Source organism: Bradyrhizobium sp. 521_C7_N1_3 (assembly GCF_052075975.1).
In the GTDB taxonomy this organism is placed as follows: Bacteria; Pseudomonadota; Alphaproteobacteria; order Rhizobiales; family Xanthobacteraceae; genus Bradyrhizobium; species Bradyrhizobium japonicum.
Genome location: NZ_CP197232.1, coordinates 6,139,710 through 6,160,280 on the forward strand (window position 1 = coordinate 6,139,710; position 20,571 = coordinate 6,160,280).

A 20,571-nucleotide genomic window follows, 5' to 3' on the forward strand; every position below is an offset into this window, starting at 1 on the left:
GCGGGACGGCAATGCTATTTTCGCGCAAATGCCTCCTGGGCGTCAGTTGTCCCCACGAGGGGCAGGCCGGCCGCCTTCAGCGCAGTCGCCGCCGCCTCACCGGGCGCGCCCGTCCAGGGCAATTTCGCCTCAATTCCGCGCGTCACGGGCTCCCCGAGCACACCGCCGAAATCGATCGGCCAAACCCCATTGGGCACCACCTCGGCGGTGAGGCCGCCGATGGCGTAGCCGTCGCCCAGGACCGTATCCGCATGGTCGGCGGCGACAAGGCGCGCGGTCTTGGGGTCCTTGGGATCGCCAAAGCTCACAAGCAGTGGGATCAGCTCCCCCTGCACCGGGACAATGCCGGCCTGCCGGCTGATATCGTTGAACGAGACGCGGTTGCCGCGCGCGGCGCCATAGGCACGGAGCGCGACATAGTTGATGTCATCGAGGTCGAGCTTGCCGCCCTGCTGATGCGCCAGCAATGCCACCAGGTTCTTGCCTTTGCCGCCGTCTTGGCCGAGATCGACGAACACGGCCTCCCCGCGCATCGTGGTGCGGCCGCCCCGGTTATAGTTGCGGTCGGGCACGACGGCGAGTACGCCGGACCCCGTCTTGATCCCGTCAGGCGTCGTCACCTCGACCGTGAGGCGGTATTTGTGGCCCGGCCGGTTGATCCGGATCTGGTCGCCGATCACGATCACGGCCAGAAGCCCGAGCAGACCGGCCCACTTGCTGATGAAACTCAAGCGCCCCCCCACCTGTTTTCTCCTCATCGCTCTGCACCGTTCGCGCGACAGCGTCAAACCAGCGCGTTGACGCGGTCTTGATCGAAAGCGCGTTTGCCGAAACAGTGCCCCGCCCGCAGCCGCCGAAAAGGACATGATGTGACCATCCGCGCAGACCAACGCCCCACGACCCGCACCGATCTGGCTTGGGCAATTTCGGTCGGCGGCATCGGCGTCGTACTGTTCACGGCGATGCTGGTCTTCACCTGGTATTTTGCGACCACCCTGCTGCTGATCTTCACCGGCATGTTGCTGGGCGTCGCCCTCAACGCACTGACCAACGCGCTCGGCCGCCGCGTGCACCTGCCGCATCCGGTCCGGCTCGCGATCGTCTGCGTCGTGCTTGCGTTGCTGCTCGCAGGCGTCGCCTATCTCGGTGGCGCCACCATTGCCGAGCAGGCCTCGCTGCTGAGCAAGACCATCAAGTCGCAGATCGGCAACGTGAAGACCTTCCTGGACAACCACGGGATCGACACCAGCTTCTTCGATCTCGGCAACGCGGCGTCTGACGCCTCGGCCAATACGCCATCGGACTCGCTGTCCTCACCAGCAGCGCCCCCGCGCGGTTCCTTGCCCGGCGCCGGCGCGCTGGCCTCCAGCGGTGGCGCGATCGTGAGCCAGACCTTCAAGCTGCTGCTCGGCACCATTCACGGCGTCGGGAACATCTTCATCGTGCTGTTCCTGGGGCTGTCCTTCGCCGCCCAGCCCGGGGTCTATCACGACGGCCTGTTGTTCCTGGCGCCGGCGAGGCATCGCACCCGCGTCACCCTGATCATCGACCGCATCAGCGAGACGCTGGAACGCTGGCTGATCGCGCAGATCGTCGTGATGATTGCGGTCGGCGTGGTGACCTGGATCGGGCTTGCCATCATCGGCATCCCCGGCTCGTTCATCCTGGGGATTCAGGCGGGCCTGCTCGCCTTCATTCCGACCGTCGGCGCCATCATTGCCGGCGTCGTCGTGGTGCTCGCGAGCCTCGCCTCGGGCTGGATTCCGGCGCTGTCGGCCTTCCTCCTCTTCATGGGCGTGCACGCGATGGAGAGCTATGTGCTGACGCCGATCCTGCAGCGGCAGGCATTGGACATCCCGCCGGCCACGCTATTCGCGTTCCAGATCGTGCTCGGCGTCGTGTTCGGCATCTGGGGCCTGGCGCTGGCGCTGCCACTGGTCGCCATCGCCAAGGTCATGATCGACCATTTCAAGACGTATGAGGCGTCGCCCATGGCAGCATGATCCGGACCCGAAGGGATCATGCTCAGACGCCGAGGCGGCGTAAGGCGTCGAGAAGTCGCTCAGGTCGTCAGCACGGTCTCGGTGTGCTCGACCTCCGGGGGCGAAGCAAAATACTGGCCGACGAGGCCGCGCCATTCGGTGAAATTCTCCGAGCCGCGGAAATCGACGGTGTGGTTCTCCAGCGTCGCCCACTTCACCATCAGCCGGTAGCGCTGCGGCTTCTCGATCGACTTGTGCAGCTCGAAGCCGTGAAAGCCCTTGGAGCTGCCGAAGGCGGCCTTGGCCTTGGCGACGGCCGCCTCAAAGTCCTTCTCGCTGCCCGGCTTGACGTCGATTTGCGCAATCTCGGTGATCATCGGTTTCCACCTGTTTGTTTGATGGGTGTGTCTACCGTAGACCGCAGCGAAGAAAAAGGCACCGAATCGGCGCCCTGACCGGTCAAAAATGCGTGCTCTCAGGCGAACAGCAGAGCGGTGCCTACCACGATGAGCGCGCAACCGATGAACAGCGCGAGCGGCCAGTAGCTACGGCTTTGCGCGTAGCGCCCCTGGGCGGGGCGCTCGGTGATCAGCGCGCGCTCGTATTCATCCGCAGTGGAGAACACGCATGCGAAGCCGCCACGTGCGGAGGCCGCAGCGGCTTCGAGCGACATCAGGGCAGCCTGCGGGTTCTGTCGACGGATCGATTCCATGACCGCAATGGTAGGGATCGAATGGTAAACAGCGGATTACCGCAAGCCTTGCTCCGGCTCAGACGGTGGCCGGACGCGCCTGCGGCGCACCGACCCGCGCCGCGCTCTGGCGGCGCCAGTTCTCCAGCGACAGCGGCAGCTCCTCCGCCGCCTCGACCCGGTTACGGCCACCGCGCTTGGCCTGGTAGAGCGCGGTGTCGGCCGAGGCCAGCAGCACCTCCAGCTCGGTGCCGGCCGGACCGCCGGCGACGCCGATGCTGACGGTGGTGTCCACCGGGCCCTCGTCGACCACGACGCCGGAGGTCTCGAACGCCTCGCGTACGCGCTCGGCAACCAGCACGCCCTCCTCCAGCGAACACGGCAGTAGCGCCGCGAACTCCTCGCCGCCGATACGGCCCGACATGTCGGTCATGCGCAGGTTGCTGACGACGACGGTCGAGAACAGTTTCAGCATCTCGTCGCCGGCGGGATGGCCGAAGCGGTCGTTGATCGACTTGAAGTGGTCGATGTCGAAGATCATCACGGTCACGGGACGGCCGGCCTTGGCTTCACGCTCGATCACGCGCCCGCAGGCTTCCGAGAAGCCGCGGCGGTTGAGCATGCCGGTCAGGGGATCGGTGGACGCGGCGGTCCGGTGCGCCGTCACCGTGCGTTCCGACACCAGCATGAAGATCACGAACACGGTGCCGACGGCATAGAGGATGAGTTCGACCGCAAACACCGTGACCCAGATGCTGCCGGAGAAGCCGGCATCGTTCGGACGCAGGAAGCTGCCGAGCACGATCGGCAGCATCAGCACGCAGCCGTGCATCACCGGCACCACGAAGGCCGGCCAGCGCCGTTGCAGGCTCTTGCGCCGCTCGACCCAGAGCTCGCTCGCGGTCAGTGCCGCATAGACCGAGACGATGCCGGCGCCGACGATCATGCGCAGCATCGCGGCCGAAGGATCGAGCAGGGAGACGGCGGCGACCCAGGCGAGCGCGCCGACGAGCAGGCCCGGCCAATTCGGCTTGCGGCCGTGGAAGACGCGCGCCGCATTCCACACCATGCCGCAGGCAACGAAGCCGACCGCGTTTAACGCGAGATAGAGGTGCGGCCCAAGCTTGTCGCCGGCCGCGGTCCATAGCGCGACCGAGGCCGCGCCCAGGAGATACGCGGTGCCCCACCATTTCAGCGCAGGACTGTTTTCCTGCTTGCCGAAAAACACCATCATGGCGCCGAGCAGTGCGGCAACCATGGTGGCGACCAAATAGAGCGTGATGCTATCGAGCGACATCATGTCGGCCCCCTTCTAGACATAGCAGTTACGCGATCGGCCCAGCCGACTTGCGCGCCCTTCCAGATGCGACGCTATGTCCCGCGAGTTCCATTCAGGTTTTCATGCGAGGCCAAGTTTTCCTGAAACACGCCATCAATTTGCATACAAACGAACAACAAAAAGGGCGCTGAAATCAGCGCCCTTTTGCATCTCATTGAAGCCGCTTTCGCGGCGAATGTGACCGAAGCGATTAACGCTTCGAGAACTGGAAGGACCGGCGGGCCTTGGCCTTGCCGTACTTCTTGCGCTCCACCACGCGGGAGTCGCGGGTGAGGAAGCCGCCCTTCTTGAGCACGGTGCGCAGCTCCGGCTCGAAATAGGTGAGCGCCTTGGAGATGCCGTGACGGACGGCACCGGCCTGGCCGGACAGACCGCCGCCGGCGACCGTGCAGATCACGTCGTACTGGCCGGAACGCGCGGCCACGGAGAACGGCTGCTCGATCATCATGCGCAGCACGGGACGGGCGAAATAGACCTCGACCTCACGCGAGTTGACCGTGACCTTGCCGGCGCCCGGCTTGATCCAGACACGGGCGACCGCGTCCTTGCGCTTGCCGGTGGCATAGGCGCGGTTGAACTTGTCGACCTTCTTCTCGTGCTTGGGCGCGTCGGGCGCCGCCGCCGTCTTGAGCTGCGAGAGCTGGTCGAGCGACTGGATGGATTCGGCCATGTTATGCGGCCCTCGTGTTCTTGCGGTTCAACTTGGCGATGTCGATCTTCTCGGGCGTCTGGGCCTCGTGCGGATGATCGGCGCCGCCATAGACGCGGAGGTTGCCCATCTGGACGCGACCGAGCGGACCACGCGGGATCATGCGCTCGACGGCCTTCTCGAGCACGCGCTCGGGATGCTTGCCCTCAAGGATCTGGCGCGCGGTGCGCTCCTTGACGTGGCCGACGTAACCGGTGTGCTTGTAGTAGGTCTTCTGCTCGCGCTTGCGACCGGTGAGAACCGCATGCTGCGCGTTGATGATGATGACGTTGTCGCCGCAATCAACGTGCGGGGTGTAGGTCGGGAGGTGCTTGCCGCGCAGGCGCATGGCGACGATGGTGGCGAGACGGCCGACGACCAGACCCTTGGCGTCGATCAGTACCCATTTCTTCGTCACCTCAGCCGGCTTTGCCGAAAAGGTTTTCATATCGGAGTTTCCGTGGACGGGGAGACATCGACGCGAACACCGCGTCGGACTGGCGGTTTTCTAGAGAAGAGACGCGCAACGGTCAATGCCCCAGAACGTGAATTACAATAGCAAAATCAATATTTTAAAATTATGGTGCTATATTACCTGCAAAAAGCTCAAACATTTGGAATGGAATAGGTCGAGGTGACATGGGCGATCGGATCGGGCGAGGTGCCGGACAGCAGCTTCACCTCACCGACCGCCAGGCGCTTGCCGAGCTTGAGCAGCCGTGCCTCCGCCAGCACATCCTGGCCGGGCTGGCCCTTGCGCAGGAAGTTGATGTTGAGATTGGTGGTGACCGCGAGCCCGATCGGCCCGATCGCGGACAGCAGCACCACGTACATCGCGAAATCGGCCAGTGCCATCAGCGTCGGGCCGGATACGGTTCCACCCGGCCGCAGCATCCTTTCGCTGTAGCGCTGGCGCAAAAGGCAGGTCTGGCCGTCGGCGCTCTCGATCGTGATGTCATCGCCGCTGAAGGCCTGGGGAAACTCGTCGCGGAGAAACTGCTCGACCTCCGCCACGCTCATTTTCGCTGCCGCCATGCTGTTCCCCACCCTCGCTTCACTGGCCCTGTTACATTAAGTTATCTGCGTCATCCAATTGCAATCATCCAGCGGAAATCGCGTCAATGTCCGTCCAGGCCGCCCGCGCCCACTCCCCGCAACCGCCAATCCTGCTGCGCGAGACCTTAGGGCCGATCGCGGTCCTGACGCTGAACCGTCCGGCCGCGCGCAACAGCCTGTCGGCCGCGATGATCGCGACCTTGCATGCCGAGCTGAACGAGATCCGCGACGACAAGGCGGTGCGCGGCGTCGTCATTGCCGCCAACGGCCCCGCCTTCTCCGCCGGCCACGACATGAAGGAGCTCACCGCGCGCCGCACTGACCCGGATCGCGGCCGCGCCTTCTTTGCCGAGATGATGACCGCCTGCTGCGCGATGATGCAGGCGGTCGTGCACCTGCCGAAGCCCGTGGTCGCCGCCGTCCAAGGCATCGCGACCGCGGCCGGCTGCCAGCTCGTCGCCAGTTGCGATCTCGCAATCGCCTCGGAGGATGCGAAGTTCGCCACGCCCGGCGTCGACATCGGCCTGTTCTGCTCGACACCGATGGTGGCGCTGTCGCGCAACGTGCCGCGCAAGCAGGCGATGGAGATGCTGCTGACGGGCGAACCGATCCCCGCCGATCGCGCCCGCGAGATCGGCCTCGTCAACCGCGTCGTGCCCGCCGGCAGCGAGCTCGGCGCCGCGATCGAGCTCGCGCAACAGGTCGCGCTGAAATCCGCCTACACCGTCAAGCTCGGCAAGGAGGCGTTCTACCGCCAGGCCGAGATGAGCCTTGCGGACGCCTATCGCTATGCGGCAGAGGTGATGACCGAGAACATGATGGCGCGCGACGCCGAGGAAGGCATCGGCGCCTTCATCGAGAAGCGCACGCCGACATGGCGGGATGAATGACTGAATTTGTTACACCGTCATTCCGGGGCGGCTCGTAGAGCCGAACCCGGAATCTCGAGATTCCGGGTTCGATGCTGCGCATCGCCCCGGAATGACGAACGAAAGAAAAAGATGAACCACGACGCCTATCCAGACAATTACATCCGCGGCATCCTCAACAGCGTGAAGTCGATCGCGATGGTCGGCGCCTCGCCGGTCAATGTGCGGCCGAGCTATTTTGCGTTCAAATATCTGGCACAGCGCGGCTATGACATGATCCCGGTCAATCCCGGCCATGTCGGCAAAGATCTGCTCGGAAAGCCGTTTGTCGCCTCGCTCTCCGACATCGAGCGCCCCGTCGACATGATCGACATCTTTCGTAACTCCAGCCACATCATGCCGGTTGTCGAAGAAGCGCTCACGCTCGATCCGCTGCCGAAGGTGATCTGGATGCAGCTCGGCGCGCGTGACGACGCGGCAGCCGCGAAAGCGGAATCGGTCGGTATCAAAGTCGTGATGAACCGCTGCCCCAAGATCGAATATGGCCGCTTGTCGTCCGAGATTTCCTGGATGGGCGTCAATTCACGCACCCTGAGCTCCAAACGGCCGCCGGCGCCGACGCAAGGCATGCGGCTATCCCTCAATCGGATGAGTGTCGGCGGCGGCGACACCGCGGCATCGGATCGCGCCGCCAAAAACAAGAGCGAACAAAGCTGACGCCATCGCGAAGGATTCATTTCGCTCACGCGACAGTGCGTAGCACGATCGTTCCGATGTGACGCGGCGCCTTGACGGCGGGCGCGTCGCCGATCAGCATGCCGCGCGATTTCAGATCACAAGAACAGGACGCCTCAATGAGCGATCGCCTTCCCGGATTTTCAACCCTCGCCGTGCATGCCGGAGCACAGCCCGATCCCACCACCGGTGCGCGCGCGACCCCGATTTATCAAACCACCTCATTCGTCTTCAACGACGCCGACCACGCCGCCTCGCTGTTCGGTCTGCAGGCATTCGGCAACATCTACACCCGCATCGGCAACCCCACCAACGCGGTGCTGGAAGAGCGTGTTGCCGCACTCGAAGGCGGCACCGCCGCGCTTGCTGTCGCCTCGGGACACGCCGCACAGGTCGTGGTGCTGCAGCAATTGCTCCAGCCCGGCGACGAGTTCATCGCCGCGCGCAAGCTTTATGGCGGCTCGATCAACCAGTTCACGCATGCGTTCAAGAGCTTCGGCTGGAACGTGGTGTGGGCCGATTCCGATGACATCGCGAGCTTCGAGCGCGCGGTGACGCCGCGCACGAAGGCCATCTTCATCGAGTCCATCGCCAATCCCGGCGGCAGCATCACCGACATCGAGGCGATCTCGACGGTGGCGCGCAAGGCGGGCGTGCCGCTGATCGTCGACAACACGCTGGCCTCGCCCTACCTGATCCGCCCGATCGACCATGGCGCCGACATCGTCGTGCACTCGCTGACGAAATTCCTCGGCGGCCACGGCAATTCGCTCGGCGGCATCATCGTCGATGCCGGCACGTTCGACTGGTCCACGGGCGGGAAATATCCGATGCTGTCGGAGCCGCGGCCCGAATATCACGGCATCCGCCTCCAGGAGACCTTTGGCAATTTCGCTTTCGCGATCGCCTGCCGCGTGCTGGGCCTGCGCGACCTCGGACCGGCGCTGTCGCCGTTCAACGCCTTCATGATCCTGACCGGCATCGAAACGCTGCCGCTGCGCATGCAGAGGCACTGCGACAACGCCAAGGCCGTTGCCGAATTCCTCGCCGGGCATCCGGCGGTGGCCTCGGTGAGCTATGCGGGCTTGGCAAGCGACAAGTACAACCAGCTCGCGCGGAAATACGCGCCGAAGGGCGCGGGCGCCGTGTTCACCTTCAGCCTGAAGGGCGGCTATGACGCCGGCGTCAGCCTGGTGTCGAAGCTGCAACTGTTCTCGCACCTGGCCAATGTCGGCGACACCCGCTCGCTGGTCATCCACCCGGCCTCGACCACGCACAGCCAGCTCGACGACGCCGCCAAGGTGAAGTCCGGCGCCGGCCCCGACGTGGTGCGGCTCTCGATCGGCATCGAGGACAAGGAAGATCTGATCGCCGATCTGGAGCAGGCGCTGGGGGCGTAATTGCCATCGTCATTCCGGGATGGTCCGAAGGACCAGACCCGGAATCTCGAGATTCCGGGTTCGGTCCTGCCGGACCGCCCCGGAATGACGGCGGCGGTTTTGGCCGCAGTCAGTTAACAGTCATTAACCATATCTGCCGCATACATCGTCCTTGGATCGCCCCTTTGATTCGGAGCCGACGATGCTGCGCTGGATGGTACCTGCCCTTGCCGCCATGCTGACGGTCTCAGCTGCCGTTGCCGCCGATCTGCCGGCCACAGCGAGACGGCGCGCTGCCGTGCCGCCGCAGGAGCCGCCGAGGGTCTACGTCGAGACGGATCCGGATGCGCTGATCTCGCCGGCCTACGGCATCGGAAGCTACATCCGAAACCTGCCGGGCACGCCGCTGCTGCCCGGCTCCAACACGTTGCCGGGCTATTACGGACGCCCCTGGGATTACGATTATCAAGGCCCATACTACGGCGGACCGCAGGTCGGCTATTTCTGGCGCCTGCCCTACGCCTGCGGCGTGTACGGCTATTGCTGACCTGATCAGCCGGCCTGACCGACCGGAACCGCGCGCGGCTGCGCCTGTGCAGATTGTCGCGAGGCCAGCCGCTCCACCTGCATCACTGCAAGCGTGAGCACCACGATCGCAATCGCTTGGTGCGAAAGCGCGAGATCGATCGGCACCTGGTTGAGCAGCGTGAGGATCCCGAGCACAGCCTGCAGGCTGACCGCGGCGAACAGCGAGAGCGCACCGCCGGCCGCCGTGCGCGAGCGCACCGCATCGAGCGCATGCAGCGCCGCCAGCACGAACAGCGCATAGGCCGTCATGCGGTGCTCGAACTGCACCGTCAGCACGTTGTCGAACATGTTGCGCCACCACGGCGTCTCGAACCAGAGCCGGTCGCCTGCGGGAATGAACGCGCCGTCGATCTGCGGCCAGGTGTTGTAGGCACGCCCGGCGCGCAGACCCGCGACCAGCGCGCCGAAATAGATCTGGACGAAGGTCACGATGAGCAGCAGCACGCTCGTGAACCTCAGCCGCGCGGGCGCAATGATCTGCGGCCGCTCCTTGAGCCGCCGGACCGTCCAGACGATGCCGGCGAAGATCAGGAGCGCGAGCACCAGATGCGTCGCCAGCCTATATTGCGAAACCTCGACGCGTTCGGTGAGACCCGAGGCCACCATCCACCAGCCGACGGCGCCCTGGAGGCCGCCGAGCGCGAACAGCAGCCACAACCGCCGTTTCAACTCACCCGACAGGCCGCCGCGCCACAGGAAGAACAGGAACGGCAAGAGATAGGCCACGCCGATGAAGCGGCCGAGAAAGCGGTGGCTCCATTCCCACCAGAAAATCTCCTTGAACTCGGACAGGCTCATGCCCGCATTGAGCTCGCGATATTGCGGAATCTTCTTGTAGGCCTCGAACGCCTCGGTCCACTGCGCCTCCGACAGCGGCGGCACGCTGCCCGTGACCGGCTTCCATTCGACGATCGAGAGGCCGGATTCCGTCAGCCGCGTCGCGCCACCGACCAGCACCATCAGCGCGATCAGGGCGGCCACGGAAATCAACCACCAGCGCACGGCGCGATGCGGGTTGGTCGGAGCGAAAATCGTCGTCATTTCAGGGGCAAAACCAAGCCTTGTTGCAAAGAGACTTGAACCGGACTGCGTGCCCCTTATAGTCCCCCGCTCCCGCAGCGCAAGTTACGCGAAGGCCGCAGCATTCCGCCATGACGATCCGCACCCGCAAGTTCCTCGGCGCCATCCTGCTCCTGGTGCTGGCCACCGTCTGGGCCCTGCTCGGCATGGCGCTGGCGCAGATGCCGTGGATCGCCGAATCCGGCTGGCGGCAGGCGATCTACTACGTGGTGGTCGGCATGGGCTGGGTGCTGCCGGCGATGCCGATCGTGAGCTGGATGCAGCGGCCGGATCGGGTCAAATCTTAATTCGTAACGCTGCCGGTCGGTTTCACCGGCGCGAAAGCAACACCGGACACCAGCACGCGCAGCATGCGCAGTGATCTTATCCGGCCGTCCCAGGAAATCCGCGGCAGTGCGCGCAGATTGGTGCGCCCCTCCGCATCCACGATGCCCGGGATGGCCGAAACGGCGCTGGCAAAGCCGGCCTCCTCCGCCATGACGACGTGGCTGCGCCGGAAAGACGAGCGATCGCCGAACGGAAAGGCCAGATGCCTGATCTCGCGGTCGAAGGCCGCTTCCGCGACCGCCTTGCCCATCGCCAACTCGCGCAACGCGGCCGCGTCCTTCATGTTGGCGAGCACGGGATAGTTCACGGTCGCGCTGCCGACCGTGACCAGCGGATCCGCCGCAAGCCTTGCCAGATCCTCCCAATCCATCGACGCTTCGCGCGAGAGCGCAGCGAGGTCGATCCGGTAGCGCGCGCAGAGATCGGCGATCGCAGCCGACACATCCGCCGGCGGCAACGAGCGCAGCCAGCTCTCGACGAACGAAAACAGCGCCTGCTTCTCGGCGTTCCCTGTGACGGTGAAGCGCTGCTCTTTCTCGCCCATCATCAGGTTGATGCGGCTCTCGCGCGCGATTATCCGCTCGAGCCCGAGCCACCAGGCCTCTCCGACTCCATCGGGAAACGCGGTGGGCACATAGATCGTGAACGGCACGGCGTGGCGCACCAGCACCGGATAGGCGAAGCTGATCAGGTCCTTGTTGGCGCCGTCGAAGGTGAGCGCCACGAAGCGCCGCTTCTCCGGCAGCGTCACCGCGCGGCGGCAGACATCGTCCATGCCGAGGAAGTCATATCCCCACTGCTTCAGCGCACCAATGGCGCGATCGAGGAATTGCGGACTGATCTCGCTTTCGCGCAGCGGCTGAAACGCGCTGCGCCGCCGCGGCCGCACGTGCCGAAACCGCAGGATCGCGCCGGCGCCGCGGCTGCGCAGCACAGCCTGACCGGTGAACCAGGCCAGCTCGAGCCGCAACCGCTCCAGCCATCTGTCGTCGGATGCCAATATCCCACCTTCGCGTTCGCCTGATTGTCATTACCCTTTGTTGACATTTCTTTGCAAAGGTCGGCCACAGGCCGAAATACGCAAATTTTTCGTTTCTCGACAGGTTTCGTGAATGACCATGGCTGCGGCGATGCAAAGCCGGACGGCAGAATCGCCAGCGCGGTCGAAAGCGAGCCGTATCGCGCATGTCGATATCGTCACCGATCTGGCCGAGGCCGAGACGGTCTGGCGCGCGTTCGAGGAGAGCGGCCACCTCTTCACGCCCTACCAGCGCTTCGACCTGCTCAGCCCATGGCAGCAGCTGGTCGGCAGCCACGAAGGCGCCAGCCCCTTCATCGTCATTGCCCGCGACACCGAGCGCCAGCCGCTCCTGCTGCTGCCGCTCTCGCTGCGGCAAGGCCACGGCGTGCGCACGGCCTGCTTCATGGGTGGCAAGCACACGACCTTCAACATGGGCCTGTGGAACGCCGAGTTCGCAGCCCAGGTCGCTATCGCCGATCTCGACGCGCTGCTTGAGACACTGCGCGAGCATGCCGACGTGCTCGCGCTGACACAGCAGCCGCTGCGCTGGCACGACCAGCACAACCCGTTCGCGCAGCTGCCGCGGCAGAGTGCGATCAACGGCTGCCCCCTCCTGGCGATGGAGCCGGGCGGGCCGCCCGCATCGCGGATCAGCAACTCGTTCCGCCGCCGCCTCAAGAGCAAGGAAAAGAAGCTCCAGGCGCTTGCCGGCTATCGTTATCACCTCGCCACCACGGATGCGGACGTCACCCGCCTGCTCGACTGGTTCTTCCGGGTCAAGCCGGCGCGGATGGCCGAACAGAAACTGCCCAACGTCTTTGCCGAGCCCGGCGTAGAAGCGTTCATCCGCAGCGCATGCCTGTCGCCGCGCGGCGAAGGCCGCGTCATCGACATTCATGCGCTCGAATGCGACGACGAGGTGATCGCGATCTTCGCCGGCGTCGCCGACGGCCAGCGCTTCTCGATGATGTTCAACACCTACACGATGTCCGAGCACGCCCGCTACAGCCCCGGGCTGATCCTGATGCGCTACATCATCGACCGCTACGCCGAACGCGGCTACCGCTCGCTCGATCTCGGCATCGGCTCGGACGATTACAAGCGCATGTTCTGCAAGGACGATGACGACATTTTCGACAGCTTCGTGCCCCTGACCGCGCGCGGAAAACTCGCGGCGATGGCGATGTCCTCGCTGAGCCACGGCAAACGGCTGGTGAAGCAGAACCAGATGTTGTTCGATCTGGCGCGGCGGCTGCGGCAGGCGTTCGTGTAGCGAGATGCCCTTCCCTTCTCCCCTTGTGGGAGAAGGTGGCATAGGCGGCCTTCGGCCGCCGTTCTTAAGAACGACGAAGCGAAGCTTCGGCTATGGCGCCGGATGAGGGGTATTTTTCCTCGAACTCAGTATCGTAGGGTGGGCAAAGCGAAGCGTGCCCACCGCTTCTACTGTGGTGTTGGATCGATGGTGGGCACGGCGCAAGCGCGCCTTTGCCCACCCTACGATTCAGGACTCGCGGAGAGATACGCCTCACCCGTCTCGCCGCTTTGCGGCGAGCCACCCTCTCCCACAAGGGGAGAGGGACGAAAAGCTACGCCGCCACGACCCGCGGCGTCTCCACCGCATTCGACGGCTGCACCGGCCTGCTCAGCATCGTCACCTCGCTGAAGCCGACCGCCTTCAGCTGCTCGCACATCAGCGCGCGAGCATCCGGCGCCATCGAGGCATCGGGCACCACGACGGCGCGGGCATGCGCCGTCAAGAGTTCCGCCGGAAGGTCCGAGGCGCTGCCGGCGTCCACCAGCACGTGGTCGTAGGCGCGGAGCAGCGCATCGATCGCGAGCGTCACCCGTGGCGATTGCAGCAGGCTGCGGTCGAAGCCGTGACGGCCGGCCATGACCAGATGCAGCCGCGAGAGCTTGTCCCGGGTGATGATTTGCGCGAATGAGGCCTCGCCCTGCATCAGCTCGGCGAGGCCGGGAGCCGAAGCATCGACGGACACCGCGGCGATGGTCGGCGAGGATGCGGCGAGATCGACCACAACGACGCGCGCATCGCGCGCCAGGTGCCGGGCCAGCGTCAGCGTCGACAGCGTGATGGCTTCGCCGGCCGCGGTGCCGAGCACCGTGACCTTCTTCGCCGCCGGTCCCGCAGTGCGCAGGCTGTCGGCGAGATGCTCGATCTCGGCGAATTCAGTGACGTCGGCATCGGCCGTCATCTCGGGCTGAAGCGGCGCAAGGTCCTCCACAACCGGATCGAGCATCGGTTCGGCCACCGGCTGGACCATCGGCTCGACTACCGGCTCTTGGCGCACCGGCGCCTGCGCCGGCGTGAACACGGCCACCGCGCGCGGCGCGGTCTGGCGCAGCAGCTCGCCGGTGACGACGACGCCGGACGAGAGCAGCAGCGTCGCGATCGTCGCGATCAGCACGATCGGCAGCTTCTTCGGATAGGCCGGTGTATTCGAGACGATGGCGCGCGAGATGATTCGGCCTTCCGCCGGCGCTGTATCGATGCTCTCGCGGGTGCTGGCCTCGCGATACTTCCCAAGATACGTCTCGAGCAGGTCGCGCTGGGCCTTGGCTTCGCGCTCGAGCGCGCGGAGCTGGACGTCCTGACCGTTGGTCGAGGTTGCCTGCTTCTTGAGCTGCTCGAGGCTCGCCGTCAGGCCGTCGACCCGGCCACTGGCAATCCGCGCATCGCTTTCGAGCGAGCGCGAGATCTTGGCCGCTTCGTCGCGAATTTGGTTGTCGAGGTCGCCAAGCTGCGCCTTCAGCTCCTTGATCCGCGGGTGATTGCCGAGCAGCGTCGATGACTGTTCGGCAAGCTGCGCCCGCAACGTCACCCGCTGCTCAGACAGCCGCCGCATCAGCTCGGAGTTCACCACCTCGGACGCTTCGATCGGCTTGCCGCTCTGGAGCATCTCTTTGATCAGCCGCGCCCTGGATTCAGCATCCGCCTTCATCGAGCGTGCGTTGTTGAGCTGGGTATTGACCTCGCCCATCTGCTGGTTCGAGAGCGTGGTATTGTTGGTGCCGACGAACAGCGACGACTTGGAACGGAAGTCCTCGACCTTGGCTTCGGCGTCGGAAACTTTCTTGCGCAGATTTTCGATTTCGCCCGAAAGCCACTGGCTGGCGCTGCGGGCCTGGTCCTGGCGCGCATTCTGCTGGAGCACGAGATAGCCGTCGGCGATCGAATTGGCGACGCGCGCGGCAAGGTCGGGATCCGCAGACTGGAATTCGACCACGATCACGCGCGACTTGTCGACGGCGTAGGCCTGGAGCCGCTCGTAATAGGCATCCAGCACCCGCTCTTCCGGCGTCATCGAGAACGGATCGCGGCCGATGCCGATCAGCGCCGCGAGCGACTTCAGCGGCGAAATGCCTTGCAGTACCGGATCGAATTCGGGGCGCTCCGCGAGCTTGTTCTTCTTGATGATCTCGCGCGCGAGATCGCGCGACAGCACGAGCTGCACCTGGCTAGTCACCGCCTCGGGATCGAGCGACTGCCGCTCTTCGGTGCTGCGGTCGCTGCTCGGCCGCAGGAACACGTTCTCGCGGCCGTCGATCAGGATGCGGGATTCCGACTTGTAACGCGGGGTGACGAGATTGACGGCGGCGATCGACGCGACAAGCGCCAGCACCGTCGGCACGATGATCCAGCCGCGCTTGCGGGCGAGCACCGCGCCGAGCGCGTGCAAATCGATGTCGCCGGATTCGGCTTGTGCCTGCTTCGCAGCAACGGGCGCAGGCTCTGCTTCAATCTTTCGCGCGGCTTCGGTCGATTTGGCTTCGGTCTTGGGCTTCGAAATAGCCCGCTCGACCACCGCCTTGTCCTTGCCGGCACGCCAGAACGCTAAACGCATCGAACACTCCCGCAGGGAAACGCTGCGACTCTACCTCAACCGGGGCGATTACACTCCATTAAGGTTGCTGCTGGGTTAATCGCGCCCTGCCGCGACCGGCGCGCACGGCGCCGACACCGTTTGTTAACCACGAGGGCTCTTAATCCATCTCGATATTTCGAGAATTGTTCGAGCATTCGCCGTCGAGCGCTGGTTCTGATCATGCCCCCCTCTCCCGACCGGCCGCTCCGCATCCTGCACGCCGTGCGCGCTCCCGTGGGCGGCATCTTCCGCCACATCCTCGATCTCGCCAACGGTCAGGTCGATCGCGGTCATCACGTCGGGATTCTCGCCGACAGCCTCACCGGCGGCGAGCGCGCGGAGAAGGCGCTGGCCGAGCTCGCACCGCGGTTGAAGCTCGGCGTGCACCGGCTGGCGATCCGCCGCGAACCGTCGCCTGACGATTTTCTGGTGTGGCTGCGGATGCGGCGCCTGATCGCCGCGCTCAAGCCCGACGTCACGCACGGCCACGGAGCCAAGGCCGGCGCCTTCGTCCGCATGCGGCGGCGATCCGACGACACCATCCGCATCTATACTCCGCATGGCGGCTCGCTGCACTATCCCCTCAACACCTTCAAGGGCGAGTTTTACGCGCGGCTCGAACGCACGCTGATGGACGCGACGGACCTGTTCCTGTTCGAGAGCGCGTTTGCGCGCGACACCTATCAGCGCATCGTCGGCACGCCCAAGGGCGTGGTGCATTGCGTCTTCAATGGCGTGACGCCGGAAGAGTTCGAACCTGTTGGCATCGCCGACGATGCCACCGATCTCGCCTATGTCGGCGAGTTCAGGCACATCAAGGGCGCGGATTTGCTGGTCGATGCGGTGGCGCGCCTGCACGAGGGCGGCAAGAAGGTCACGCTCACGCTCGGCGGCGACGGCGAGGAGACTGCGGCGCTGAAGGCGCAGGTCGAGAAGCTCGGTCTCTCCAACGCCATCCGCTTCATCGGTCACGTCAAGGCGCGCTACGGATTCTCCAAGGGGCGGCTTCTGGTCGTGCCCTCGCGCGGCGATTCCATGCCCTATGTCGTGATCGAGGCCGGTGCGGCCGGCGTTCCCATGATCGCGGCCCGCGTCGGCGGCATCCCCGAGATCTTCGGGCCTGACAGCCCGGCGCTGTTTGCGGCGAGCAACGCCGAGGCCATGGCGGAAGCGATCGCGGCCGCCCTCGACGATCCGCAGGCGACCTCGCAGCGCGCATCCGCCCTGCGCGAGCGCATCTCCGCGCATTTCTCCCAGCAGGCGATGGTTGACGGCGTGCTCGCGGGTTATCGCGACGCATTTGCCAATCATTAACCATCCTTAAGACCGCTTTAGAGAATCTTCCGATTTGTCCGATAATCGACGTGCCAGGGGATGCTCGCCCGGGGCGCAACGCTGCGACCCGCGGGTTTTTTGGAATGGACGTGGACGCCCGTGGAACCGCTCAACGCACGCTCGATGCTCGACGCCGCCACAAGCGCCGCGACGAAGCCGGCTGATCAACCCTTTGTGGAACGCCGTCGCCGGCTCTCGCCCGCCGCGCTCCAAGTCGTCAACCAGAAGGTCGCCCGCGCCTATTCGCCGATCGTGATCACCGGATTCGTCCGCTTGGCCGATTTCGCGCTGCTGAGCCTCGTCGGCATCGCGCTCTATGTCGGCTATGTCATGCCGCTCGCCGGCTCCTTCAGCTGGGTTTATCCCGCAGAGATCATCGCCGTCGCGGTCGCCGCCGTGGTCTGCTTCCAGGCCGCCGACATCTATCAGGTCCAGCTGTTCCGCGGCCAGCTCCGGCAGATGACGCGGATGATCTCCTCCTGGTCGTTCGTCTTCTTGCTGTTCATCGGCGTATCCTTCTTCGCCAAGTTCGGCAGCGAAATGTCGCGGCTGTGGCTCGCCGCCTTCTACTTCCTCGGGCTCGCCGCGCTCATCTCCCAACGTCTGGTGCTGCGCTCGCTGGTGCGCGCCTGGGCACGCCAGGGCCGGCTCGACCGCCGCACCATCGTCGTCGGCTCCGACAGCAACGGCGAGCAACTGGTCGAGGCGCTGAATGCCCAGGAGGATTCCGACATCCACGTGCTCGGCGTGTTCGACGACCGCAACGACAGTCGCGCGCTCGACACCTGCGCCGGCGCGCGCAAGCTCGGCAAGGTCGACGACATCGTCGAATTCGCCCGCCGCACCCGCGTCGACCTCGTGCTGTTCGCGCTGCCGATCTCGGCGGAGACGCGCATCCTGGAGATGCTGAAGAAGCTCTGGGTCCTGCCGGTCGACATCCGGCTCTCCGCGCACACCAACAAGCTGCGTTTCCGTCCCCGCTCCTATTCCTATCTCGGCGAGGTGCCGACGCTCGACGTGTTCGAGGCGCCGATCACCGACTGGGACCTGGTGATGAAGTGGCTGTTCGACCGCATCGTCGGCGGCCTCGCGCTGCTCGCAGCCCTGCCGGTGATGGGACTGGTGGCGCTGGCGGTGAAGCTCGACAGCCCCGGCCCGGCGCTGTTCCGTCAGAAGCGCTTCGGCTTCAACAACGAGCGTATCGACGTCTACAAATTCCGCTCGATGTACCACCATCAGGCCGACCCGACCGCCTCCAAGGTCGTGACCAAGAACGATCCGCGCGTCACCCGCGTCGGCCGCTTCATCCGCAAGACCAGCCTCGACGAGCTGCCGCAGCTCTTCAACGTGGTGTTCTCGGGCAATTTGTCCCTGGTCGGCCCGCGTCCGCATGCGGTGCAGGGCAAGCTTCAGAGCCGCCTGTTCGACGAAGCCGTCGACGGCTATTTCGCTCGTCACCGCGTCAAGCCCGGCATCACCGGCTGGGCCCAGATCAACGGCTGGCGCGGCGAGATCGACAATGAAGAGAAGATCCAGAAGCGCGTCGAATTCGACCTCTACTACATCGAGAACTGGTCGGTGCTGTTCGACCTCGTCATTCTCCTGAAGACGCCGGTCTCGCTGCTGACCAAGAACGAGAACGCGTATTGAGTTTTGTCCTTCCGTCATGCCCCGCGAAGGCGGGGCATCCAGTACTCCGCGGCGTCAGCCGTTTCCGCAATAGGCGCCGCGGAGTACTGGATCGCCCGGTCAAGCCGGGCGATGATCGCCGTGTTTGTGGCGTACAAGTTGCGTAAGCGTATGAGCATGTGATGGCGTATGCGGCGACAGCCGGTGGAGTGAAATTAGCCGCACCGGCTGCGCCCGGCGTGCTGGCCATCCAGCGCGCGCTGGTGTGGCTGGTCGGCGCCTCCGGCGCCATCGTCTTTATCGAGCCGAGCCCCTACGAGATCGTGACGCTGCTGGCTGCCGTCGCCTTCTTCGCGACCGGCCTGCGCCTGCGGCTCGTGCTGATGCCACTGATCCTGATGCTGGTCCTGCTCAATGTCGGCTACACGATCAGCGCGGTCCCGCTGTTCGAACAGTCCGAGGTGGCGAGCTGGATCGCGACCTCCTGGTACATGGCGGTCACCGTCGTGTTCTTCGCGATGGTCACCTCGGAAGACACCGCGGCCCGGCTCGACATGCTCCGCCGCGGCCTCGTGGTCGGCGCGATGGTAGCCTCGCTGTCTGCGGTCGCCGGCTACTTCCATCTGGTTCCCGGCGGAGACGATCTCCTCACCCTCTACGGGCGCGCGCGCGGCACGTTCAAGGACCCGAACGTGCTCGGCGCCTTCCTGATCCTGCCGGCGCTATTCGCGCTCCAGAGCGTGGTCTCCGACAAGTTGGCCAAGGCGTTCCGCAACGTGATCGCCTTCGGCATCATGTCGCTGGCGATCCTGCTCGCGTTCTCCCGTGCCGCCTGGGGCGGATTGGTGCTGACCTCCGCCTTCATGCTGGCGCTGATGGTGCTGACCAGCCGCACCAACGCGCAGCGCTCACGCATCGTCGTCATGGCGATCGTCGCCGCGGTGCTGGGCCTCGCGCTGATCGCGGTGCTGCTGTCGTTCGATTCCACCGCCGAGATGTTCAGGCAGCGCGCGAGCTTCGACCAGAGCTATGACGAAGGCCGCTTCGGCCGGTTCGGCCGACACATCCTCGGCGCAGAGATGGCGCTCGACCTGCCGTTCGGCATCGGCCCCCTGCAATTCCACCGCTACTTCCCCGAGGACACCCACAACTCCTATCTCAACGCCTTCATGTCCGGCGGCTGGCTGTCCGGCGTGTGCTACCCCGCGCTGGTCTTCACCACGGTGATTATGGGCTTCCGGCACATCTTCGTCCGTGTGCCCTGGCAGCGCGCTTATCTCGCGATCTTCTCCGCCTTCGTCGGTACTGTCGGCGAGAGTTTTGTGATCGACACCGACCACTGGCGCCACTTCTGGATGATGCTGGGCGCGATGTGGGGCATGATCGCGGCTGCGCAGGTCTATAAGAAGACTAGCGACGAAGTTTCTTCAGCTTGAGATCGGGGCGCTTTTCCGGCGGCGTGTCGAGCAGGCCCTTCAGCGCCTCGGTTGCCGCGAGCACGCCCTTGTAGCCCTCGGTCGCGAAGCGCAGCAGCAGGCGCAGCTCTTCGTCGGAATAGGCGCCAAACACCTTCTCCATCGCTTGCTGCATCGGCACGTAGAGCTGGCCGATCTTCATCGCCGTCTCGGGCACGACGGAAATGAAGACCTTGCGGCGGTCTTTCTCGTCCCGTTCGCGGCGCACCAGCCCGGCCCTCTCGAGTCGGTCCACGACGCCGGTGATGGCGCCCGTCGTCAGCCCCGTGACCTCGGCGAGCCGGCCCGCAGTGACGCGGCCCTCCAGATAGAGGATGTCCATGCATTCGAGGTCGGAATTGGCAATTCCGGCAACATTCGCAACCGTTTGGCCATAGAGCACGCCCTGCGCGGACGACCGCCGCATCGCCTCTTCGAGCTCCTGCAACAGCGCCGCGCGCGCCTTCGTCCTTGACAAGGTCGGCTCCTTATCTTACTCGATATATATCTTAGT

The 20,571-nt window shown here is 65.0% G+C and carries 21 protein-coding genes; 10 read left to right on the forward strand and 11 right to left on the reverse strand.

Annotated elements, in window-relative coordinates:
• Positions 1-14: 14 nt before the first annotated feature.
• Positions 15-731: a hypothetical protein gene (locus AB7008_RS28610; protein WP_441259881.1), complete on the reverse strand. Its 717-nt coding sequence runs from the start codon at positions 729-731 to the stop codon at positions 15-17.
• Between the two features lie 138 nt (positions 732-869).
• Between AB7008_RS28610 and AB7008_RS28615 the strand changes: the two genes are divergently transcribed.
• A complete protein-coding gene (locus AB7008_RS28615; RefSeq protein WP_441259882.1) occupies positions 870-2,003 on the forward strand; it encodes an AI-2E family transporter in 1,134 nt (377 codons plus the stop codon).
• 59 nt (positions 2,004-2,062) lie between these two features.
• On the opposite strand, the gene AB7008_RS28620 is transcribed toward AB7008_RS28615, so the two are convergent.
• The 6 genes from AB7008_RS28620 to AB7008_RS28645 form a co-directional block, all read right to left on the reverse strand.
• Positions 2,063-2,359: an antibiotic biosynthesis monooxygenase family protein gene (locus AB7008_RS28620; RefSeq protein WP_014494819.1), complete on the reverse strand. Its 297-nt coding sequence runs from the start codon at positions 2,357-2,359 to the stop codon at positions 2,063-2,065.
• Positions 2,360-2,457: 98 nt separating this feature from the next.
• Complete coding sequence (locus tag AB7008_RS28625) at positions 2,458-2,694, reverse strand: hypothetical protein (protein WP_441259883.1); 237 nt, start codon at positions 2,692-2,694, stop codon at positions 2,458-2,460.
• A 58-nt stretch (positions 2,695-2,752) separates the two neighbouring features.
• On the reverse strand, positions 2,753-3,973 hold the full coding sequence (locus AB7008_RS28630; RefSeq protein ID WP_028155907.1) for a GGDEF domain-containing protein: 1,221 nt from the start codon (positions 3,971-3,973) through the stop codon (positions 2,753-2,755).
• A 229-nt stretch (positions 3,974-4,202) separates the two neighbouring features.
• On the reverse strand, positions 4,203-4,682 hold the full coding sequence (gene rpsI / locus AB7008_RS28635; RefSeq protein ID WP_007611021.1) for a 30S ribosomal protein S9: 480 nt from the start codon (positions 4,680-4,682) through the stop codon (positions 4,203-4,205).
• A gap of 1 nt (position 4,683) precedes the next feature.
• A complete protein-coding gene (gene rplM, locus AB7008_RS28640) occupies positions 4,684-5,148 on the reverse strand; it encodes a 50S ribosomal protein L13 (RefSeq protein ID WP_008137961.1) in 465 nt (154 codons plus the stop codon).
• A 158-nt stretch (positions 5,149-5,306) separates the two neighbouring features.
• A complete protein-coding gene (locus AB7008_RS28645; RefSeq protein WP_028155906.1) occupies positions 5,307-5,735 on the reverse strand; it encodes a PaaI family thioesterase in 429 nt (142 codons plus the stop codon).
• Between the two features lie 86 nt (positions 5,736-5,821).
• Here AB7008_RS28645 and AB7008_RS28650 point away from each other — a divergent pair, with 86 nt between their 5' ends.
• The 4 genes from AB7008_RS28650 (at position 5,822) to AB7008_RS28665 (ending at position 9,286) form a co-directional block, all read left to right on the forward strand.
• The gene (locus tag AB7008_RS28650) at positions 5,822-6,646 is read left to right on the forward strand and encodes an enoyl-CoA hydratase (protein ID WP_041959520.1); all 825 of its coding nucleotides are present in this window, start codon (positions 5,822-5,824) and stop codon (positions 6,644-6,646) included.
• 111 nt (positions 6,647-6,757) lie between these two features.
• Complete coding sequence (locus tag AB7008_RS28655; protein WP_441259884.1) at positions 6,758-7,342, forward strand: CoA-binding protein; 585 nt, start codon at positions 6,758-6,760, stop codon at positions 7,340-7,342.
• 137 nt (positions 7,343-7,479) lie between these two features.
• Positions 7,480-8,760: an O-acetylhomoserine aminocarboxypropyltransferase gene (locus AB7008_RS28660; protein ID WP_441259885.1), complete on the forward strand. Its 1,281-nt coding sequence runs from the start codon at positions 7,480-7,482 to the stop codon at positions 8,758-8,760.
• 181 nt (positions 8,761-8,941) lie between these two features.
• Positions 8,942-9,286: a hypothetical protein gene (locus AB7008_RS28665; protein WP_028155902.1), complete on the forward strand. Its 345-nt coding sequence runs from the start codon at positions 8,942-8,944 to the stop codon at positions 9,284-9,286.
• Positions 9,287-9,291: 5 nt separating this feature from the next.
• Here AB7008_RS28665 and AB7008_RS28670 read toward each other — a convergent pair whose 3' ends face one another.
• Positions 9,292-10,368, reverse strand: coding sequence for a COX15/CtaA family protein (locus tag AB7008_RS28670; protein WP_441259886.1), 1,077 nt, complete (start codon positions 10,366-10,368; stop codon positions 9,292-9,294).
• A gap of 110 nt (positions 10,369-10,478) precedes the next feature.
• On the opposite strand from AB7008_RS28670, the gene AB7008_RS28675 reads away from it, so the two are divergent.
• On the forward strand, positions 10,479-10,694 hold the full coding sequence (locus tag AB7008_RS28675) for a DUF2842 domain-containing protein (RefSeq protein ID WP_014494810.1): 216 nt from the start codon (positions 10,479-10,481) through the stop codon (positions 10,692-10,694).
• On the opposite strand, the gene AB7008_RS28680 is transcribed toward AB7008_RS28675, so the two are convergent.
• A complete protein-coding gene (locus tag AB7008_RS28680; protein WP_304490054.1) occupies positions 10,691-11,734 on the reverse strand; it encodes a polysaccharide deacetylase family protein in 1,044 nt (347 codons plus the stop codon). The two genes, AB7008_RS28675 and AB7008_RS28680, sit on opposite strands and share 4 nt — an antisense overlap.
• Before the next feature lie 112 nt (positions 11,735-11,846).
• Here AB7008_RS28680 and AB7008_RS28685 point away from each other — a divergent pair, with 112 nt between their 5' ends.
• On the forward strand, positions 11,847-13,028 hold the full coding sequence (locus AB7008_RS28685; RefSeq protein ID WP_304490055.1) for a GNAT family N-acetyltransferase: 1,182 nt from the start codon (positions 11,847-11,849) through the stop codon (positions 13,026-13,028).
• 313 nt (positions 13,029-13,341) lie between these two features.
• Here AB7008_RS28685 and AB7008_RS28690 read toward each other — a convergent pair whose 3' ends face one another.
• Positions 13,342-15,618, reverse strand: a complete 2,277-nt coding sequence (locus AB7008_RS28690) for a GumC family protein (RefSeq protein ID WP_441259887.1) — start codon at positions 15,616-15,618, stop codon at positions 13,342-13,344.
• Between the two features lie 201 nt (positions 15,619-15,819).
• On the opposite strand from AB7008_RS28690, the gene AB7008_RS28695 reads away from it, so the two are divergent.
• The 3 genes from AB7008_RS28695 to AB7008_RS28705 all read left to right on the forward strand — a co-directional run bounded on the left by AB7008_RS28695 (position 15,820) and on the right by AB7008_RS28705 (position 20,039).
• Positions 15,820-16,953, forward strand: coding sequence for a glycosyltransferase family 4 protein (locus AB7008_RS28695; RefSeq protein ID WP_304494785.1), 1,134 nt, complete (start codon positions 15,820-15,822; stop codon positions 16,951-16,953).
• Between the two features lie 120 nt (positions 16,954-17,073).
• Complete coding sequence (locus tag AB7008_RS28700) at positions 17,074-18,624, forward strand: undecaprenyl-phosphate glucose phosphotransferase (protein WP_304490058.1); 1,551 nt, start codon at positions 17,074-17,076, stop codon at positions 18,622-18,624.
• A 161-nt stretch (positions 18,625-18,785) separates the two neighbouring features.
• Complete coding sequence (locus AB7008_RS28705; RefSeq protein ID WP_304490059.1) at positions 18,786-20,039, forward strand: O-antigen ligase family protein; 1,254 nt, start codon at positions 18,786-18,788, stop codon at positions 20,037-20,039.
• On the opposite strand, the gene AB7008_RS28710 is transcribed toward AB7008_RS28705, so the two are convergent.
• Positions 20,014-20,484 (reverse strand): MarR family transcriptional regulator, encoded by a 471-nt coding sequence (locus tag AB7008_RS28710; protein WP_304494216.1) that lies wholly within the window; start codon positions 20,482-20,484, stop codon positions 20,014-20,016. The two genes, AB7008_RS28705 and AB7008_RS28710, sit on opposite strands and share 26 nt — an antisense overlap.
• Between the last annotated feature and the right edge of the window lie 87 nt (positions 20,485-20,571).

Coding starts and splice junctions, on each gene's coding strand:
- AB7008_RS28650 (WP_041959520.1), top strand. CDS start 5,822: ATGTCCGTCCAGGCCGCCCGCGCCCACTCCCCGCAACCGCCAATCCTG.
- AB7008_RS28660 (WP_441259885.1), top strand. CDS start 7,480: ATGAGCGATCGCCTTCCCGGATTTTCAACCCTCGCCGTGCATGCCGGA.
- AB7008_RS28630 (WP_028155907.1), bottom strand. CDS start 3,973: ATGATGTCGCTCGATAGCATCACGCTCTATTTGGTCGCCACCATGGTT.
- AB7008_RS28670 (WP_441259886.1), bottom strand. CDS start 10,368: ATGACGACGATTTTCGCTCCGACCAACCCGCATCGCGCCGTGCGCTGG.
- AB7008_RS28655 (WP_441259884.1), top strand. CDS start 6,758: ATGAACCACGACGCCTATCCAGACAATTACATCCGCGGCATCCTCAAC.
- AB7008_RS28690 (WP_441259887.1), bottom strand. CDS start 15,618: ATGCGTTTAGCGTTCTGGCGTGCCGGCAAGGACAAGGCGGTGGTCGAG.
- AB7008_RS28685 (WP_304490055.1), top strand. CDS start 11,847: ATGACCATGGCTGCGGCGATGCAAAGCCGGACGGCAGAATCGCCAGCG.
- rpsI (WP_007611021.1), bottom strand. CDS start 4,682: ATGGCCGAATCCATCCAGTCGCTCGACCAGCTCTCGCAGCTCAAGACG.
- AB7008_RS28705 (WP_304490059.1), top strand. CDS start 18,786: ATGGCGTATGCGGCGACAGCCGGTGGAGTGAAATTAGCCGCACCGGCT.
- AB7008_RS28645 (WP_028155906.1), bottom strand. CDS start 5,735: ATGGCGGCAGCGAAAATGAGCGTGGCGGAGGTCGAGCAGTTTCTCCGC.
- AB7008_RS28675 (WP_014494810.1), top strand. CDS start 10,479: ATGACGATCCGCACCCGCAAGTTCCTCGGCGCCATCCTGCTCCTGGTG.
- AB7008_RS28620 (WP_014494819.1), bottom strand. CDS start 2,359: ATGATCACCGAGATTGCGCAAATCGACGTCAAGCCGGGCAGCGAGAAG.
- rplM (WP_008137961.1), bottom strand. CDS start 5,148: ATGAAAACCTTTTCGGCAAAGCCGGCTGAGGTGACGAAGAAATGGGTA.
- AB7008_RS28665 (WP_028155902.1), top strand. CDS start 8,942: ATGCTGCGCTGGATGGTACCTGCCCTTGCCGCCATGCTGACGGTCTCA.
- AB7008_RS28625 (WP_441259883.1), bottom strand. CDS start 2,694: ATGGAATCGATCCGTCGACAGAACCCGCAGGCTGCCCTGATGTCGCTC.
- AB7008_RS28695 (WP_304494785.1), top strand. CDS start 15,820: ATGCCCCCCTCTCCCGACCGGCCGCTCCGCATCCTGCACGCCGTGCGC.
- AB7008_RS28710 (WP_304494216.1), bottom strand. CDS start 20,484: ATGCGGCGGTCGTCCGCGCAGGGCGTGCTCTATGGCCAAACGGTTGCG.